This window comes from Streptococcus sp. UMB0029 (assembly GCF_002871495.1).
Classification (GTDB): domain Bacteria; phylum Bacillota; class Bacilli; order Lactobacillales; family Streptococcaceae; genus Streptococcus.
On the sequence record NZ_PNGD01000005.1, the window covers coordinates 13,106 to 30,139 of the forward strand.

Here is a 17,034-nt window from a genome sequence, read left to right on the forward strand (position 1 = left end):
ATGGGAAAATATGATTTTACAAGTCTGCCCAATCGTTTAGGGCACCATACCTACAAATGGAAAGAGGCGGAAACGGATAGTGAAGTCCTACCAGCTTGGATAGCAGACATGGATTTTGTTGTTTTGCCTGAAATCCGTCAAGCCGTGCAAACTTACGCTGATCAACTGGTCTATGGCTATACTTATGCTAGTGAAGAGTTAATTAAGGAAGTTCAAAAGTGGGAAGCTACACAACATGGTTACCACTTTGACAAAGAGGCTCTTGTCTTTATCGAGGGTGTGGTGCCGGCCATCTCAACAGCTATTCAAGCCTTTACAAAAGAAGGCGAGGCTGTTTTGATTAACACGCCTGTCTATCCACCTTTTGCTCGCAGTGTCAAGTTGAATAATCGTAGATTGATTACCAATTCTTTGGTGGAAAAGGATGGTCTGTTTGAAATTGACTTTGACCAACTTGAGAAGGATTTGGTGGAAGAGGATGTCAAACTTTATATTCTTTGTAACCCTCATAATCCTGGTGGGCGTGTTTGGGAAAAAGAAGTCTTGGAGAAGATTGGTTTACTCTGCCAAAAACACGGTATTTTCTTGGTTTCGGACGAGATTCACCAAGATTTGGCCCTCTTTGGTCACAAACACCAGTCTTTCAATACCATTAATCCTGCCTTTAAAGAATTTGCGATTGTCTTGAGCAGTGCCACTAAAACTTTTAACATCGCTGGGACAAAAAATTCCTATGCAGTCATTGAAAATCCTAAGTTGCGAGTGGCATACCAGAAACGCCAGTTGGCTAATAATCAGCATGAAATTTCAGGTTTGGGTTATTTGGCGACAGAAGCTGCCTATCGATATGGGAAGGATTGGCTAGAGGAACTCAAACAAGTCTTTGAAGACCACATTAATTATGTGGTGGATTTATTTGGAAAAGAAACCAACATCAAGGTCATGAAACCGCAAGGGACCTACTTGATTTGGCTTGATTTTTCAGCTTATGATCTGACTGATGAAAGATTGCAAGAGCTGTTGAGAAATGAAGCTAAGGTTGTCCTCAACCGTGGTTTGGATTTTGGAGAGGAAGGAAGTCTCCATGCCCGCCTCAATGTAGCCATGCCTAACTCTCTGTTGCAAGAAGTTTGTCAGCGTATCGTTACCACTTTTTCCAAACTTTAAAAATCCAGCCTTCTAGGAGAAAAGTTTTCCTAGAAGGCTATTTTCATAGGTGGAAATATGGTATAATAAAAGGATAAGGTACAGGTAAGAATATGGCTAAATTGATTCCGGGGAAAGTCCGTATCGAAGGCGTTGCCCTTTATAAAACTGGTAAGGTTGACATCATCAAGGAAAAGAACAATCGGCTCTATGCTCGTGTTGCAGAAGAAGAACTGCGCTATAGTTTAGAGGATGATTTGGTTTTTTGTGCCTGCGATTTTTTCCAAAAGAGGGGCTACTGTGTGCATTTGGCTGCGCTAGAGCATTTTCTGAAAAATGATGAGCGTGGTCAGGACATTTTGCAGGGTCTGGAAGAAGGTCATGAAGAAAAAGAGGCTGTTGAAACCAAGGTGACCTTGGGTGGCAAATTTTTGGACCGAATCTTATCTCCAAAATCAGACCGCTCCTATGAGTTGTCGGCTGTGGGTCAGGTGGAAGCAGGAACCAATCATATCTTGTGGACCCTGAGAATCGGGCAAATTAATAGTCAAAAATACTATGTCATTCGGGATATTCCACTCTTTTTAAAAGTTATCGAGCAGAGAAAGCCTTATATGATTGGGAAAACCTATGAGGAATCCTTATCTTGGGAAACCTTTGATGAGGCTAGTCAAGAACTTTTGGCTTTCTTGCGGGGACTAGTGGAGGAAGGACTGGTTCCAGACCTCTTTTTCCAAAACCAAGGTCGGCACCTCTTTTTTCCTCTGACTTTTTTTGAGCAGGGTGTGAATTTACTGATGACCTTGCCCCATTTTCAATTTGACCATCAAGTGGATAGCTATCAGACCCTACTTTTTCAGGATTTGCATGCTGATGCTAATCTATTTGCCTTTACAGTAACAGAATACTCGGATTATTTTGAAATGGAAATCAGTGAGAGTTCTAGGGTCAATGTCTTTTATCAGGGAGCTGTGCTTTTCCATAAAGGACAGGTTTATTTTCTAACAGATCAGCAGATGCGTCTTCTCAAGGAAATTAAAGCGCTACCTGTGGATCAAGATGGAAAGAAATACCTGCAATTTGATAGCAGTGACCGAGATAAGTTGGCTTCCTGTCTGACTCTTTTTAGCCAGATGGGGACTGTCTCAGCTCCGGAACGCTTACAAATCAAAACGTTTTCGCCATCGTTTTACTTTGACAGGGAAGAGGATAATCGGATTCGTTTAGAAATCCAGTTTGATTATGGGGATAGACAGGTATCTAGCCGACAAGATCTAGAAAAATTACCATTTTCGAGTGACGCGGACTTAGAAGAAAGAGTTTTCCAAGTCTGTTTGGCAGCTGGTTTTGAAGCAGATTTTCAATCTTGGCGTCAGGCCCTAAAAGTAGAGTCTGTCTATCATTTCTTTCATGAAATCATTCCAGTCTTTGAAAAACTTGGGAATGTTGACTTATCAGACAAGCTTGAAGAACTTTATAACCTAGCTAGCCCTCAAGTGCAGATTGCTTCCAAGGGAGGCCTCTTGGAAATCCAGTTTGATTTTCAAGATATTGCCCAAGAGGAAATTGACCAAGCCATGCAGGCCTTGGTTGCCAACAAGGATTTTTATATTGATTCGTCCAATCAAGTCTACTTTTTCGATGAAGAAACCAGGAAAATTCGCCAAAATTTACAGGAACTGGGGCAGTTTGAATTAAAAGATGGGGCCTTGCAGGCTCGGAAATCCTTGGCTTATAGTTTAGCTCATCTCTTTGAAGGACGAGATCGTGTTTCTTTTTCACAAGAATTCCAGAATCTGGCTCATGATTTGACGCATCCAGAGGACTTCCCTAGACAAGCAACTCAGGTTCTGGCTGATTTGCGAGATTATCAGGAAAAGGGAATCGGCTGGCTGCAAATGCTCCATCATTATGGTTTTGGTGGGATTTTAGCTGATGATATGGGACTTGGGAAAACCCTGCAGACCATTGCTTTTTTGACCAGTCAAGTGACAAAAGAAAGTCGGGTCTTGATTTTAGCTCCGTCGGGTTTGATTTACAACTGGGCAGATGAATTTCAGAAGTTTACCCTACAGTTGGATGTGGCTGTTGTTCATGGTTTAAAGGCTAGTCGTGAAGAGATTCTTGCTGAAAACCATCAAATCTATGTGACTAGCTATGCCACCTTCCGTCAGGACAGTGAGCTTTATCAGGGGATGGCCTTTGATTTCCTTTTCTTAGATGAGGCTCAGGTCATGAAAAATGCCCAGACCAAGATAGCCCAGACCTTGAGACAATTTGTGGTGCCGTCAGTTTTTGCCTTGTCAGGGACTCCTATTGAAAACCATCTGGGTGAGCTGTGGTCTATTTTCCAAATCGTTATGCCAGGACTCTTGCCAGGCAAGAAAGAATTTATGAAATTGCCAGCTGAGCGCGTGGCTCAGTTTATCAAGCCTTTCGTGATGAGACGCAAGAAAGAAGAAGTTCTGACTGAATTGCCAGACTTGATTGAAGTAGTTTATAAAAATGAACTGGAAGACCAGCAAAAGGCCATCTATCTAGCCCAGCTGCAACAGATGCGAGACCGTCTGGCTCAAGTGTCAGATCAGGAATTTCAGCGAAGTCGGGTGGAAATCCTGTCGGGTCTGATGCGCTTGCGTCAAATCTGTGATACGCCTGCCCTCTTTATGGAAGATTACTCGGGTGCCAGTGGTAAACTGGATAGTCTCCGAGACCTGCTGCTACAGGTGGCAGACGGTGGACACCGTGTTCTGATTTTCTCACAGTTCAAGGGAATGTTGGAGAAAATTGAGCAAGAACTGCCAGACTTGGGCATGACTTCCTTTAAAATTACGGGTTCAACCCCAGCCAAGGAGAGACAAGATATGACCAAGGCCTTTAACCAAGGTGAACGAGATGCCTTTCTGATTTCTCTTAAGGCTGGTGGTGTCGGTCTGAACCTGACAGGTGCTGATACCGTTATCTTGGTTGACCTTTGGTGGAATCCTGCGGTGGAAGCGCAAGCCATTAGCCGTGCCCATCGAATGGGGCAGGAAGAAACGGTTGAGGTCTATCGCTTGGTGACCAAGGGAACTATTGAAGAAAAAATTCAGGAACTCCAAGAACAAAAGAAACATCTGGTGTCACAAGTATTGGACGGCACAGAGTCACGTGGCAGTCTGACCCTAGCAGAAATTAGAGAAATTTTAGGAATTTCTGAAGCCAGCACTTGAAAAATCAAGACAATACGCTATAATGAAGTGTTGAAAGGAAATAGAAAATGAGAGAAGAACGATTTCCATTGGTGTCAGATGATGAGGTCATACTGACTGAAATGCCAGTCATGAACTTGTACGATGAGTCTGATCTTATCAGTAATATCAAGGGAGAATACCGTGATAAAAATTATCTGGAGTGGGCTCCTATTACTGAAGAAAAACCAGTCAAACCGATTGAAAAGCCAGTAGGGAAACCTAAAAAGGCTCCTTTAGGGGTAAAAAAAGAAGGAAAGAGCTATGCAGAGGTAGCGCGTGAAGAAGCGCGTGCGGACTTGAAAAAGAAACGCTCAGCAAGCTATCTGACTAAGGACATTACTCCTACAAGACGCTATTCTCAGCCAAGTCTAGTTAGACAGGGAAATCAACCTACCGCGCCTTTCCAAAAGGAAAATCCTGGTGAATTTGTCAAATATAGCAAAAAATTGACCCAGTCTCATTATATCTTGGCGGAAGAAGTCAAATCTATCTCTACCAAGAATGAAGAAGTGTCAGCACCTGCTCCAAAGAAAAACAACTATGATTTTCTGAAGAAGAGCCAAATTTACAATAAAAAGAATCAACAAAAAGAACAAGAACGTCGGGTTGCCCAAGAGTTGAATCTGACCAGAATTACAGAATAGGGGAGAAAACATGCCAAAGACATATCATTTTATCGGAATTAAGGGATCAGGGATGAGTGCCTTGGCCTTGATGTTGCACCAAATGGGACACAAGGTACAGGGATCTGATGTTGAAAAATACTACTTTACTCAACGTGGTTTAGAGCAGGCAGGAATTACCATTCTTCCTTTTGATGAAAAGAATCTAGACGGTGATATGGAAATTATCGCTGGAAATGCCTTTCGCCCAGATAACAACGTTGAAATTGCCTATGCGGACCAAAATGGTATCAGCTACAAACGTTACCATGAATTCCTAGGTAGCTTTATGCGTGACTTTGTCAGCATGGGAGTTGCTGGAGCGCACGGAAAAACTTCAACGACAGGTATGTTGTCGCACGTCTTGTCTCACATCACAGATACTAGCTTCTTGATTGGAGATGGGACAGGTCGTGGTTCAGCCAATGCCAAATATTTTGTCTTTGAATCTGACGAATATGAGCGTCACTTCATGCCTTACCACCCAGAATATTCTATCATCACCAACATTGACTTTGATCATCCAGATTATTTCACAAGTCTAGAGGATGTTTTCAATGCCTTTAACGACTATGCCAAACAAATTACTAAGGGTCTTTTTGTCTATGGTGAAGATGCAGAGTTGCGTAAAATTATGTCTGATGCACCAGTTTATTACTATGGTTTTGAAGCAGAAGGTAATGACTTTGTAGCTAGCGAACTTCTTCGTTCTACGACTGGTTCAACCTTTACCGTTCACTTCCGTGGTCAAGAATTGGGTCAATTCCATATCCCAACCTTTGGTTGTCACAATATCATGAATGCGACAGCCGTTATCGGATTGCTTTATACAGCAGGCTTTGATTTGAACTTGGTGCGTGAACACCTGAAAACTTTTGCTGGTGTTAAGCGTCGTTTCACTGAGAAAATTGTCAATGATACTGTGATTATCGATGATTTTGCCCACCATCCAACAGAAATCATTGCGACCTTGGATGCGGCTCGTCAAAAATACCCAAGCAAGGAAATCGTCGCAATCTTCCAACCTCATACTTTTACAAGAACCATTGCTTTGTTGGACGACTTTGCCCATGCTTTGAACCAAGCGGATGCTGTTTACCTAGCACAAATTTATGGATCTGCTCGTGAAGTAGACCATGGTGATGTTAAGGTAGAAGACCTAGCTAATAAAATCAACAAAAAACACCAAGTGATCACTGTTGAAAATGTTTCGCCACTACTTGACCATGACAATGCTGTTTATGTCTTTATGGGAGCAGGAGATATCCAAACCTATGAATACTCATTTGAGCGTCTCTTGTCTAATTTGACAAGCAATGTTCAATAGGACGTTCCCATGGAAATTCCAATTAAGATTATTCAGGCAAATAAGTCTGATTTGGCTGAGATAGAGGCACTTCAAGCATCATCTTTTCCAGCTGAAAAGCAGCAACCTTCCCATATCTTAGAAGAAAGTATCCGTAAGTCTGCGGATACCTTTCTTCTAGCTAGGGATGAAAATCAGCTTCTAGGCTATGTTCTAGGTGGTCCTTACCCACACAATCCGCAATGTTTAGAAATACATTCTTTAGTCATTGAGTCTGACCATCAGAGACAGGGCTTTGGCACGCTTCTTCTTGCGGCTTTGAAAGAGGTGGCAGTTGAGCTGGATTACAAAGCTATTCGTTTGGAGAGTCCTGATGAGCTGCTTTCCTATTTTGAAATGAACGGTTTTATTGATGAAGAAACTTCGCTTTATGCAATTAGTCAGGGTTATAGTATGATTTGGTTTAATCTCTTTTATCTGGAGGCAAAATGAAAATCAGGAAAGCAAGATTAGAAGATTTGGATCGGATTGTCGAGATTGAACTAGAGAATTTCTCGGTCGAAGAAGCCATTCCTCGATCTGTCTTTGAAGCGCATTTGCGAGAAATTCAGACCTCGTTTCTGGTTGCGGAAAAAGAAGGCAGAATCATGGGCTATATAGAAGGGCCAGTTAGCCCCCACCGCCACCTGCAAGATCAGTCTTTTACAGAAGAGATAGAAGACCATAGTCATGATTCTGGTGGCTATATCTCTGTGACCTGTCTTTCTATTGCCAAGGAGGCACAGGGTCTAGGACTGGGTCAGAAATTGCTAACAGCCTTGAAAGAACTGGCTCTTAAACACGAAAGAGAAGGTATTAATCTAACCTGTCATGACTATCTCATTGCCTACTATGAAAAACATGGATTTGTCAATGAAGGCCTGTCCCAGTCAACCTTTGCAGGGGAAACTTGGTATGATATGGTCTGGGAAGCTAATACTCTTCGAAAATTAAATTCAAACCACGTCAGCTCTATCTGCAACCTCAAAACAGTGTTTTGAGCTGACTTCGTCAGTCTTATCTACAACCTCAAAACAGTGTTTTGAGCAACCTGCGGCTAGCTTCCTAGTTTGCTCTTTGATTTTCATTGAGTATAAAAAATAAGTCAGAAAAGCATGCTAGGTTGCTTTTCTTTCGTTTTTAAGATATAATATTATGGATTGTCAACGAGGAGGAAAAACTTTTGAGTGAAAAATCAAGAGAAGATGAAAAATTAAGCTTTAAAGAGCAGATTTTACGAGATCTAGAAAAATCAAAAAGTTATGATCAGACTCTAGCAGGAGATGAAAACAGAGCTTCTATTCCTACAGGTGGGCCCTCTGCTGAGGACTTGATGGCTGATTCCTTGTCAGCGGTAGAAAGTATTATAAATAATGCTCCAGTAGTTCCTAGTCATCCAAGTCGGGTTGCTCCAGCAGTTCCTAGTCATCCGAGTCAGGATGCTCCAGCAGTTCCTAGTCATCCGAGTCAGGATGCTCCAGCAGTTCCTAGTCATCCGAGTCAGGATGCTCCAGTGACTCCTAGCCATCCAAGTCAGGATGCTCCAGTGACTCCTAGCCATCCAAGTCAGGATGCTCCAGCAGTTCCTAGTCATCCGAGTCAGGATGCTCCAGTAGCTCCTAGCCATCCGAGTCAAGATGTTCCTGCTTCACCAGCCAATGAGAGCGGACCAAGACCAGGACCAGGTTCTGTTAGACCTAATAAAGTCGAAAGAGAATATAATGAAACCCCAACAAGGGTAGCTGTTTCCTATAAGACAGCAGAGAAAAAAGAAGAACAGGCACGTCCAGAAACACCGACACCTGTTACAGAAACAGTGGACATCATCAGTGATACACCACGTCGTAGCCGTAGAGAAGTAGCAAAACCAGTTAAGTCTAAGAAAGAGAAAAAATCTGGATTCAAGGCCTTCTTCATTTCTTTACTGATTTTTCTTTCCTTACTTTCGGCAGGTGGTTACTTTGGTTATCAGTATGTGTTAGCCTCATTAGAACCAGTTGACCCTACTTCAAAAGAATATGTAACAGTTCAAATCCCTGAAGGAGCCAGTGTTCAAGAAATTGGTTCAACTCTTGAAAAGGCAGGTTTGGTGAAACACGGCATTGTCTTTGGTATGTATACTAAGTACAAGAATTATTCAGATTTGAAGGCTGGATATTACAATCTGCAGAAGAGCATGAGTACGGATGACTTGATCAAGGAATTGCAAAAGGGTGGTACAGCTGAAGCACAAGAACCTGTACTAGCCAGCTTGACGATTCCAGAAGGCTACACGATTGATCAAATTGCCCAAGCTGTAGGTCAATTGCAAGGTAACTTTAAAGAGCCTTTGACTGCGGATGCTTTCTTGGCTAAAGTTCAAGATGACAATTTTATCAGTCAAGAAGTTTCTAAATATTCAAACTTACTAGAAAGCTTGCCTACAAGAGAAAGTGGAGCTCGTTACCGTTTGGAAGGTTTCCTCTTCCCAGCGACCTACTCTATCAAGGAAAGCACAACTATTGAAAGCTTGATTGACGAGATGTTGGCTGCCATGGATAAGACCTTGACTCCACACTATAGTACAATTAAGTCTAAACACTTGACAGTCAATGAATTGTTAACCATTGCTTCATTGGTAGAAAAAGAAGGAGCGAAAACTGAAGATCGTAAGATGATTGCAGGTGTCTTCTACAATCGTTTGAATCTTGGTATGCCTTTACAAAGTAATATTGCTATTCTCTATGCTGAAGGAAAACTTGGTCAGAAGATTAGTCTTGCTGATGATACTGAAATTGATACAACCGTCAATTCTCCGTATAATGTTTATACAAACCAAGGTCTGATGCCTGGACCAGTAGATAGTCCAAGCGCGGATGCTATTGAATCAAGTATCAATCAAACTAAGAGTGATAACTTATTCTTTGTAGCAGATGTTACAGATGGCAAGGTATACTTCGCTACGAACAAGGCAGATCATGACCAAAATGTTGCACAACATATCAATAATAAATTAACGCAATCAAGTAGTTCAAACTAAAATTATGTGGTTTTCCACATAATTTTGTTTTAAAAAATAAAGTAAAAGAAAGTTGAGAAAAATGGCAGAAAAAACATATCCTATGACACTTGAGGAAAAGGAAAAACTAGAAAAAGAATTAGAAGAATTGAAATTGGTTCGCCGACCAGAAGTGGTAGAACGTATCAAGATTGCTCGTTCATACGGTGACCTTTCAGAAAACAGTGAGTATGAAGCAGCTAAGGACGAACAAGCCTTTGTCGAAGGTCAAATCTCTAGCTTAGAAACAAAAATTCGTTATGCTGAAATCGTCAATAGCGACTCAGTTGCCCAAGACGAAGTCGCAATTGGTAAAACAGTGACTATCCAAGAAATTGGTGAGGATGAAGAAGAGGTTTATATCATTGTAGGTTCAGCTGGTGCCGATGCCTTTGCAGGTAAGGTTTCAAATGAAAGCCCGATTGGACAAGCCTTGATTGGTAAGAAAACAGGTGATACAGCAACTGTCGAAACACCTGTGGGTAGCTATGATGTAAAAATCTTAAAGGTTGAAAAAACAGCCTAATGATTAAAGGGAGCAGAAAGAGGGAAACGCCCTGATTACTCCTTTTTATACTCTTCGAAAATCTCTTCAAACCACGTCAGCTTCGCCTTGCCGTATATATGTGACTGACTTCGTCAGTCTTATCTACAACCTCAAAACAGTGTTTTGAGCAACCTGCGGCTAGCTTCCTAGTTTGCTCTTTGATTTTCATTGAGTATTAGCTTTAAAAAGAATTGGAGACTATATGAGTTCAAAAAAGAAGCAAAATAAGATGGAGCGTGGTCTGACCAATCGTCACGTACAGGTTATGGCCATTGCTGGAACTATTGGAACAGGCCTCTTTCTGGGGGCTGGTCGTTCTATCAGTTTGACAGGACCTTCGATTGTTCTAATTTACCTGATTACAGGAGCTTTTATGTTCCTTATGATGAGAGCGGTCGGAGAAATGCTCTATCAAGATCCTGAGCAACATACCTTTATTAACTTTATTACTCGCCATTTGGGTAAGGGTTGGGGACATTTTGCAGTCTGGTCTTACTGGTTATCTGTTGTCTTTATTGGTATGGCAGAAATTACGGCTATTTCGCACTATGTTCAGTTTTGGTTTCCTTCATGGCCTAGTTGGTTAATTCAAGTTGGATTTTTAACTGTTCTAGGTTTGGTCAATCTAATAGCTGTTAAACTTTTTGGAGAAGTTGAATTTTGGTTTGCTATGATTAAGATTGTAGCTATCCTTGCTATGATTGTGACGGGTATCTTTATGGTTCTGACAGGTTTTGAGACACCTCATGGAGTAGCTAGTTTAGCCAATATTACGGATAATTTCTCACTCTTCCCTAATGGTGGTGTCAACTTTGTTATGGCTTTCCAGATGGTCTTCTTTGCCTACCTAATGATTGAGTTTATTGGAGTAACGACTTCGGAAACAAAAAATCCACGTCAGGTCTTGCCAAAAGCCGTTAAGGAAATTCCATTGCGTATCGCCTTTTTCTATGGTGGTTCTCTAATTGCCATTATGGCGATTATTCCGTGGCGAGATTTAGCTTCAGCAGATTCACCATTCGTTACGGTATTTGAACTAGCAGGTGTCAAATGGGCAGCAGCCTTGATTAACTTTGTCGTCTTGACGTCAGCAGCATCAGCTCTGAACTCAACCCTTTATTCAACAGGTCGTCATTTGTATCAAATAGCTCAGGATTTGCCAAATCCTCTCTTAAAAGCAATTAAAGCAGATACCTTATCTCGCTATAATGTTCCTCAAAATGCAATTTTGGCTTCAACTATTTTAATTGCTACAGCTGCTTTTATTAATGTCCTACCAGGAGTTTCTGATGCCTTTGCCTTGATAACAGCTTCTTCATCAGGTGTTTATGTAGCTATTTATATCTTGATTATGATGGCTCACCTTAAATACCGCAAGTCACAAGACTTTATGGCGGATGGCTATCTCATGCCCCATTATCGTTTCCTAAATCCCTTAACCATGCTCTTCTTTGCCTTTGTCTTTGTAACCCTCTTTTTACAAGAGTCTACATTTGTCGGAGCAATCGGCTCAGCTATCTGGATTATCGGTTTTGGTATTTATAGCCAGTGGAAATTTAGAAAATAGATTTGAAACTCATCAGCTTAGGTTGGTGGGTTTTTCTTTAAAATCAAGTCAAAAAGCACCAGAGTCTAAAGTGACTTTGGTGTTTTAAAGTTGTACACATTTTGTTGTTTACTGCTGTTGATAGTTATTCTACATCTTCCGTAGGGAATGGAATGCCAGTTTTATTCAGTTGTTGAACTTCTTGGATAAATACATTTTTCCAAGCATACATATATGATAGTGGGAAAAGGTCGTTCTGGGCATCAATGTAATGAATAACAGCATTAGCTCGTTCAATAGCCTTAGGGTTGTTTTGTCGAAGTAGATTGTATACTTCATACATGTTCAACAAAAATAGGGGACTTGTTGTAATGAAATCGTAGGATTCATGAGATAGTATTAGTTTCCACTTATAGATGAGTTTTTCAGCTTTATCATAGTAGCCATAGCGAGAGTAGGCCCTCACCAAATTAATACCAGAGTTAGCATATGTACGAGCAAGCTCTGCAGTTCTATACTTAACTTCTTCTAATCCTTTGACAATTAGACTTTCGAGGTATTCAAGGAATTGTACTTCAAAAAATTGATCTTGACAATCAAGGAGAACACTAACAATAACAAAATCACGAATATATAGAGTATCTATACTTAAGATATAGTCAATCAAGTAATGAACAGCTTCTAGTTCATCAGGAGTTAATTCATCCAATTTCCTCGCTTGGCTGATAGCGTATAATTTTAGGGTGTAATACTCTATGATATTTCCCCAGTCACTTTTCTTTCCTAGTATTTGTCTAGCTTTCATTTGATCATTTTTACTTAATGCATTCACAAATTGTTTTATTCTTTGACCAAACTCATCTTGAATATTTAACAATTCTGCATAGTCTTCTACATCTAAATTAAATTTGCTCAAAATTTCAAAGAAAGTATCGACTTTGACAGTTGCTAACCCTTTTTCAAAACGACTGAGGTTGTTGGGAGTAATGGCATCTCCAGCAGCCTCTTTAAGGCTCATATTGCGATCTTGACGGATTTTATGAATGATTTCTCCATAGTGATTGAATTCCATAATGTTCTCCTTGAGTTTTATTGGTTTTATTATAACTTAAATTTCTCCATTTTTGGAAAAAACTACTGTTTTTAGTAGATTTTTTTGGAAAAGTCGGGGGGGGGTATAAATTTCTACTGTTTTCAGTAGAAATATCCAAAAAGGGGATTATTTACTGTATAATCAAGCCAATTAAAAGTAAAGGAGATAAGGATGAAAAAATCCCTAATTATGACAACTGCTACTCTTGCGGCAACCCTTGGTGCTGCGGCAACTTCTACAACGGTATTCGCTACTGAGGCTCCAACTGAAAACACAGTAACTGCTGCTGTCAATGATAAGGTCACAGACAAAGACATGTCTGATACTGAAAAACGTGCTGTAGATACAGCTAAAGATGCTGATCAAAAAGCAAAAGACGCTGGGAAAGCTAAAGACGAGCTTGACAAGGCACAAAAAGACAAAGACGCTAAAAAAGCTGAAAAAGATGCCCTTGAAAAAGACCTTGAAAAGGCAAAAGAGGCTACACCTGAGAAAATCCAAAAGGAAACAGACGATGTAGACGCTAAAGAAAAGGCTAAAGCTGACAAAGACGCGGATGTCAAAGATAAGGTGAACCAAGTTAACAACAAGTCTGATGAAGCCAAACGCGCTAAAGATGAACTTGATAAGGCTCGTACAGGGGTCGAAAAGGCTGACAAAGAGCTGAAAGACGCAACGGACGACTTTGACCCAGTAGCTAAAGACAAGGCACAAAAAGAAAAAGATAACGCGGATAAAGATGTGATTATCAAAGACCAAGCCAAACGCGATGCGGAAACAGAGCTTGAAAAAGCAAAAGAAGCCGACAAAACGCGTGAAGCTAAGAAAAGTCAAGAACGTCAAAACAAAGCTGACAAAGAAGCGGATAAGACAGCAAAAGAAGGTGATGTAAGAGACGCAGAACAAACCATAAAAGATGCTGAAGAAAAATTGAAAACAGCACAATACCCAACAGACGTCGTCCTAACTCCAGAATGGCGTGATAAAGCGAAAGAGTTGATTCACAAATACAAGGAACGTTATCCAGAACCATACCCAGATTTTACAGGCATGAACCTTGACCAAATCAACAAAGCTGACGAAGCTTGGAGCGCTCGTCGCGATGTTTGGTTGGAACAGGAACGTAAAGATATTCGTCGTCTGGAAGATGAACTCATTAAATTAGACCGACAAGCCAATGAAAATTGGACGAATCGAATCCGCAACATCAGAGAAAATGGACTTCAAGACGACAACAAAGACGTCAAATATGACCCAAATAACCTCCCTCAAGATGTTGTTGATGAATTGAATGACCGATTTATTACCCTTCTCAACAGTCTTCGTAAACAATTGAGCTTGCCAGAGGCAAAACTCAATACAAATAAAAAAGATTTTGCCAAAGAAGTCGCAAAAGTTTACAAAGACAATGACTACCAAAGTAAAGGGCACTTCGGAAGAGGAATTAATGAGGTCGCTCGTAAACGAGGATTAGAAACTTCTGCCAATCCAGGTGTCGAAACAACTGATCAATATTATGAAAACTTAATGACTAGCCCTACGAGAACTGATAAAATGACTAAACAAGAACTTATTGCAGATTTGACGAAGACATTTTTGTCGTTCTTTGCGGAAGGATATAAGAATGGGCACTACAGGCACTTCTATAGCCTACTACAAGCTGACAGCTTAGGATTGAACACCTCTCTTATCAAAGGGGGCTACCTTGCCTCCCCATATTGGCCCTATCTATTTCGTATTCACGTTTTGAATGTGCAAGACGCAGATTCTATCGACAACGCTGATACAGACATCCGAAATGCTAAGTTTGACGAACTCTATGGTCCAAACTCTAAAGCCAACCTTCCAAACCCAACGGTGAAAGACAAGGGACAAGTCGAAGCAGAATTAGAAAAAGCTAAAGCAGACAAGAAAACCGCTGAAGACAACTTGGAACAAGTGAAAACAGAGCTTCAAGAAATTGAGAAACGTATTGCCGACCTGGAAAAAGAAGTATCTGAAACACCAGCTAAAGAAGCAAAACGTACCGAAGCGGTCAAAGAGCTAGAAAAAGCTAAAGAAAAAGCAGAAGATGCCAAACGTAAGCTAGAACATGCAACGCTTGACGACAATGCCAAAAACCTACGTTTAGAAAAAGCTCGCAAGGCAAAAGCCGAAGTGGACAAAGAATTGGCTAAGAAACTGGCTGAAAGTCAACAAAAAGACAAAGAATTGGAAACTGCGAAGATTGAGCGTTTGAAAGCCGACAAAGAGTTGAAAGACGCAGAAGACGCACTCCAAAAGGCAAAAGACAAGTTAGCAGAGACACTTCGTTTGAGCCAAGAAAAAGCCAAACTGGAAGAAGAATTGAAAGCTAAGTCAAAAGAGTTGGATGAACTCGGCAAACACGTAGACGACTTAAAACGTGACGTGAAACAAAAAGAAGACGAAGCGGAAAAAGCTCGTGAGGTCAAAGATGAAGCAGAACGCGAGTATCAAAAATTGCTCCTACGTAAGACAAGCGACGACGCACTTATTCCAGAACAACCAGAATTCAAAGATGGGGTAAATGGTGAAGGTCTAATCCAACCGGAACTTCCAGAATTCCCAATGGATAAATTGCCTGAGGTAGACGAACCAAAAGTTGAACAGCCTAAAGTTGAGCAACCGAAGGTAGAACAACCGAAAGTTGATGAGCCTAAGAATGAAAAAACTAAGGTAGAAGAGCCAGGCAAGGAGTCCAGTCAAGAACCGAGCAAAGAACCAGGAAAAGAGCCAGGTCGATCTGGTGACCAAGATGTGAAACCTGTGGGATCAGCACCAAGCTACCAAGCACCAGCAGTTCTGTCTCAAGCGAAACAAGAAGCTGAACAAAAAGCATTGCCAAATACTGGAAGTCAAGTGAGCCTACTAGCTTTATTAGGATATGGCTTCTTAGCAGGATTAGGATTTGCTTTAAAAAAGAGGGATAAAAATTGAAAAAGAAAGTTGCATTTGTATTATCGTTAGTAACTAGCCTATTGCTTTTAGTAGCCTGTTCATCAGCAAATGGAACCTATGTCTACCAAGGTAGCATGCCATTTATGGAAGAAGTAACCGTGACTATCCAAATCAAGGGTGATAAGGGACAAGTTCATACAAAAGGAAAAACGATTGGTTTCCTAACAGAGGGCCAGCAAACGGAGCATACATATGAGATGAAGGTCAACCAGAAAGAAAAGACTTTTGAATTATCTTCAATGAAACTAGCTTATGAGATTAAAGGTGGAGAGTTGACCATTACTTCAGATTCGACTGGTATACTGGCTGGCAAATCTTTTAAAAAGAAATAACGGAGGTATTATGTCCAAGAAAAGCATCTTTAGTGCCTTGTTAGTGGCTAGCTCAGTGCTTTTATTAGCAGCCTGTGGGCAACAATCTAGCCAGACAAGTGAGGGAGAATCGACTGACGCTACAGTCCAAACCAGTGCTTCAAAAGATAAAAAAGCTGAACAAGCAAAGATTGATTACCAGATTGTATATCAGAATATATTAGACTCCTATAGAGAGCGAGTTAAGGCAGCGCAAAATCAACAAATGCCACAGTACTCGACAGGTGATAAGGAAGAGTCTTATATTGATTCCATTTTGTTTGATTACAAAGGGATAGACATCAGCTATACTTTCTACGACATCAATAAGGATGGGAAGAAAGAATTGCTAATTAAGCAAGATAAAATTTTACTTGGGATTTATTATCTGACAGATCAGGGAGCTCAGCTGGTCAAGTCAGGTGGAGTTGCTGGGACAGGTGGTTCCCGTCGAATTTTGATTCCTTATGAAAATGGTGCCATCTCTTACTTGATTTTCAACGCTTCTAGGCCAGAGGCTGTTGCTAAAACTTATCTCTTTACAGATGGTCGTTATCAGGAAGTCAGCTCAGTTGACTATGATTTGAGAGAAACCAAGGATCCTTCAAGTTTACAAGGGCTAGATGGGATTAAAGAGGTGGATTTAGAAGGCTTGAACTGGTTGACTGTGGATGATTTTATGGTAGAACGTCCATTTATTGACCTAGAGGATCAGGCAAAGGGGACTGGTGCTCATCTAGCTGAGATTTACCAGAAAGACTTTAGTAGTATCAAAGGGACTTGGAAGAATAACAAGGGTGGAGAAGTTACTTTTGATGAGTATGGCTTTACAAATGGTGCAGTCTTGACTGACACGGTACCTAAGATTGTAAATAATATGGTTCGATTTGGCATGACCTCAAGCAGTGGTGTAGGTGGTGCTTCGGTTATACTTATTCCAAAAGGTGTTGTGCATCCAGATATAAATGTAGGTGATACCACTTTCAAAGATGCATCTGACAGTAGCAAGGATCGTTTGTTAATTACCCAAAGTGTGGATACATTATCCAATCCAAACGAATTTTATTATAAGGTTAGTGAATAAAAAGGAGAAATA

General features: G+C 40.8%; 14 protein-coding genes. 12 read left to right on the top strand and 2 right to left on the bottom strand.

All coding sequences use genetic code 11. From position 1 onward, the window contains the following. The 6 genes from CJ239_RS03985 to CJ239_RS04010 all read left to right on the top strand — a co-directional run bounded on the left by CJ239_RS03985 (nucleotide 1) and on the right by CJ239_RS04010 (nucleotide 7,387). Nucleotides 1–1,167 (top strand): MalY/PatB family protein, encoded by a 1,167-nt coding sequence (locus tag CJ239_RS03985; protein WP_042901312.1) that lies wholly within the window; start codon nucleotides 1–3, stop codon nucleotides 1,165–1,167. A gap of 92 nt (nucleotides 1,168–1,259) precedes the next feature. Then, entirely contained in the window at nucleotides 1,260–4,358 is a 3,099-nt protein-coding gene (locus CJ239_RS03990) for a DEAD/DEAH box helicase (protein WP_042901311.1), read from the top strand. A 47-nt stretch (nucleotides 4,359–4,405) separates the two neighbouring features. After that, nucleotides 4,406–5,023: a hypothetical protein gene (locus tag CJ239_RS03995; protein WP_042901310.1), complete on the top strand. Its 618-nt coding sequence runs from the start codon at nucleotides 4,406–4,408 to the stop codon at nucleotides 5,021–5,023. Nucleotides 5,024–5,033: 10 nt separating this feature from the next. Further along, nucleotides 5,034–6,368 carry a UDP-N-acetylmuramate--L-alanine ligase gene (gene murC / locus CJ239_RS04000; RefSeq protein WP_042901309.1) on the top strand — a complete coding sequence of 445 codons (1,335 nt, stop codon included), beginning with the start codon at nucleotides 5,034–5,036 and terminating at the stop codon, nucleotides 6,366–6,368. Nucleotides 6,369–6,377: 9 nt separating this feature from the next. Continuing rightward, complete coding sequence (locus CJ239_RS04005) at nucleotides 6,378–6,839, top strand: GNAT family N-acetyltransferase (protein WP_042901308.1); 462 nt, start codon at nucleotides 6,378–6,380, stop codon at nucleotides 6,837–6,839. Beyond that, nucleotides 6,836–7,387, top strand: a complete 552-nt coding sequence (locus CJ239_RS04010; protein WP_042901307.1) for a GNAT family N-acetyltransferase — start codon at nucleotides 6,836–6,838, stop codon at nucleotides 7,385–7,387. Before CJ239_RS04005 ends, CJ239_RS04010 begins: the two co-directional genes overlap by 4 nt. Here CJ239_RS04010 and CJ239_RS12080 read toward each other — a convergent pair. Beyond that, nucleotides 7,343–7,474, bottom strand: coding sequence for a hypothetical protein (locus CJ239_RS12080; RefSeq protein ID WP_006149400.1), 132 nt, complete (start codon nucleotides 7,472–7,474; stop codon nucleotides 7,343–7,345). The two genes, CJ239_RS04010 and CJ239_RS12080, sit on opposite strands and share 45 nt — an antisense overlap. Before the next feature lie 95 nt (nucleotides 7,475–7,569). On the opposite strand from CJ239_RS12080, the gene mltG reads away from it, so the two are divergent. From mltG to CJ239_RS04025, 3 genes are all read left to right on the top strand, one after another. Continuing rightward, nucleotides 7,570–9,405, top strand: coding sequence for an endolytic transglycosylase MltG (gene mltG, locus CJ239_RS04015; RefSeq protein WP_102210628.1), 1,836 nt, complete (start codon nucleotides 7,570–7,572; stop codon nucleotides 9,403–9,405). Nucleotides 9,406–9,466: 61 nt separating this feature from the next. Beyond that, nucleotides 9,467–9,949: a transcription elongation factor GreA gene (gene greA, locus CJ239_RS04020; RefSeq protein ID WP_000818769.1), complete on the top strand. Its 483-nt coding sequence runs from the start codon at nucleotides 9,467–9,469 to the stop codon at nucleotides 9,947–9,949. Between the two features lie 223 nt (nucleotides 9,950–10,172). After that, a complete protein-coding gene (locus tag CJ239_RS04025) occupies nucleotides 10,173–11,537 on the top strand; it encodes an amino acid permease (RefSeq protein ID WP_180958208.1) in 1,365 nt (454 codons plus the stop codon). A 124-nt stretch (nucleotides 11,538–11,661) separates the two neighbouring features. Here CJ239_RS04025 and CJ239_RS04030 read toward each other — a convergent pair whose 3' ends face one another. Beyond that, on the bottom strand, nucleotides 11,662–12,588 hold the full coding sequence (locus tag CJ239_RS04030; RefSeq protein WP_102210629.1) for a helix-turn-helix transcriptional regulator: 927 nt from the start codon (nucleotides 12,586–12,588) through the stop codon (nucleotides 11,662–11,664). A 192-nt stretch (nucleotides 12,589–12,780) separates the two neighbouring features. Between CJ239_RS04030 and CJ239_RS04035 the strand changes: the two genes are divergently transcribed. From CJ239_RS04035 to CJ239_RS04045, 3 genes are read left to right on the top strand one after another with little or no spacing between them, the layout of a single operon-like run. After that, complete coding sequence (locus CJ239_RS04035; RefSeq protein WP_102210630.1) at nucleotides 12,781–15,567, top strand: SEC10/PgrA surface exclusion domain-containing protein; 2,787 nt, start codon at nucleotides 12,781–12,783, stop codon at nucleotides 15,565–15,567. Further along, nucleotides 15,564–15,920 carry a hypothetical protein gene (locus tag CJ239_RS04040; RefSeq protein WP_102210631.1) on the top strand — a complete coding sequence of 119 codons (357 nt, stop codon included), beginning with the start codon at nucleotides 15,564–15,566 and terminating at the stop codon, nucleotides 15,918–15,920. Before CJ239_RS04035 ends, CJ239_RS04040 begins: the two co-directional genes overlap by 4 nt. A 10-nt stretch (nucleotides 15,921–15,930) precedes the next feature. Then, complete coding sequence (locus CJ239_RS04045; RefSeq protein WP_102210632.1) at nucleotides 15,931–17,022, top strand: DUF6287 domain-containing protein; 1,092 nt, start codon at nucleotides 15,931–15,933, stop codon at nucleotides 17,020–17,022. Nucleotides 17,023–17,034 lie beyond the last annotated feature (12 nt).

What these genes read in the sequence shown, in the direction of transcription:
- CJ239_RS03985 (WP_042901312.1), top strand. Translation starts at nt 1, where the DNA reads ATGGGAAAATATGATTTTACAAGTCTGCCCAATCGTTTAGGGCACCAT.
- CJ239_RS03990 (WP_042901311.1), top strand. Translation starts at nt 1,260, where the DNA reads ATGGCTAAATTGATTCCGGGGAAAGTCCGTATCGAAGGCGTTGCCCTT.
- CJ239_RS03995 (WP_042901310.1), top strand. Translation starts at nt 4,406, where the DNA reads ATGAGAGAAGAACGATTTCCATTGGTGTCAGATGATGAGGTCATACTG.
- murC (WP_042901309.1), top strand. Translation starts at nt 5,034, where the DNA reads ATGCCAAAGACATATCATTTTATCGGAATTAAGGGATCAGGGATGAGT.
- CJ239_RS04005 (WP_042901308.1), top strand. Translation starts at nt 6,378, where the DNA reads ATGGAAATTCCAATTAAGATTATTCAGGCAAATAAGTCTGATTTGGCT.
- CJ239_RS04010 (WP_042901307.1), top strand. Translation starts at nt 6,836, where the DNA reads ATGAAAATCAGGAAAGCAAGATTAGAAGATTTGGATCGGATTGTCGAG.
- CJ239_RS12080 (WP_006149400.1), bottom strand. Translation starts at nt 7,474, where the DNA reads ATGAAAATCAAAGAGCAAACTAGGAAGCTAGCCGCAGGTTGCTCAAAA.
- greA (WP_000818769.1), top strand. Translation starts at nt 9,467, where the DNA reads ATGGCAGAAAAAACATATCCTATGACACTTGAGGAAAAGGAAAAACTA.
- CJ239_RS04025 (WP_180958208.1), top strand. Translation starts at nt 10,173, where the DNA reads ATGAGTTCAAAAAAGAAGCAAAATAAGATGGAGCGTGGTCTGACCAAT.
- CJ239_RS04030 (WP_102210629.1), bottom strand. Translation starts at nt 12,588, where the DNA reads ATGGAATTCAATCACTATGGAGAAATCATTCATAAAATCCGTCAAGAT.
- CJ239_RS04035 (WP_102210630.1), top strand. Translation starts at nt 12,781, where the DNA reads ATGAAAAAATCCCTAATTATGACAACTGCTACTCTTGCGGCAACCCTT.
- CJ239_RS04045 (WP_102210632.1), top strand. Translation starts at nt 15,931, where the DNA reads ATGTCCAAGAAAAGCATCTTTAGTGCCTTGTTAGTGGCTAGCTCAGTG.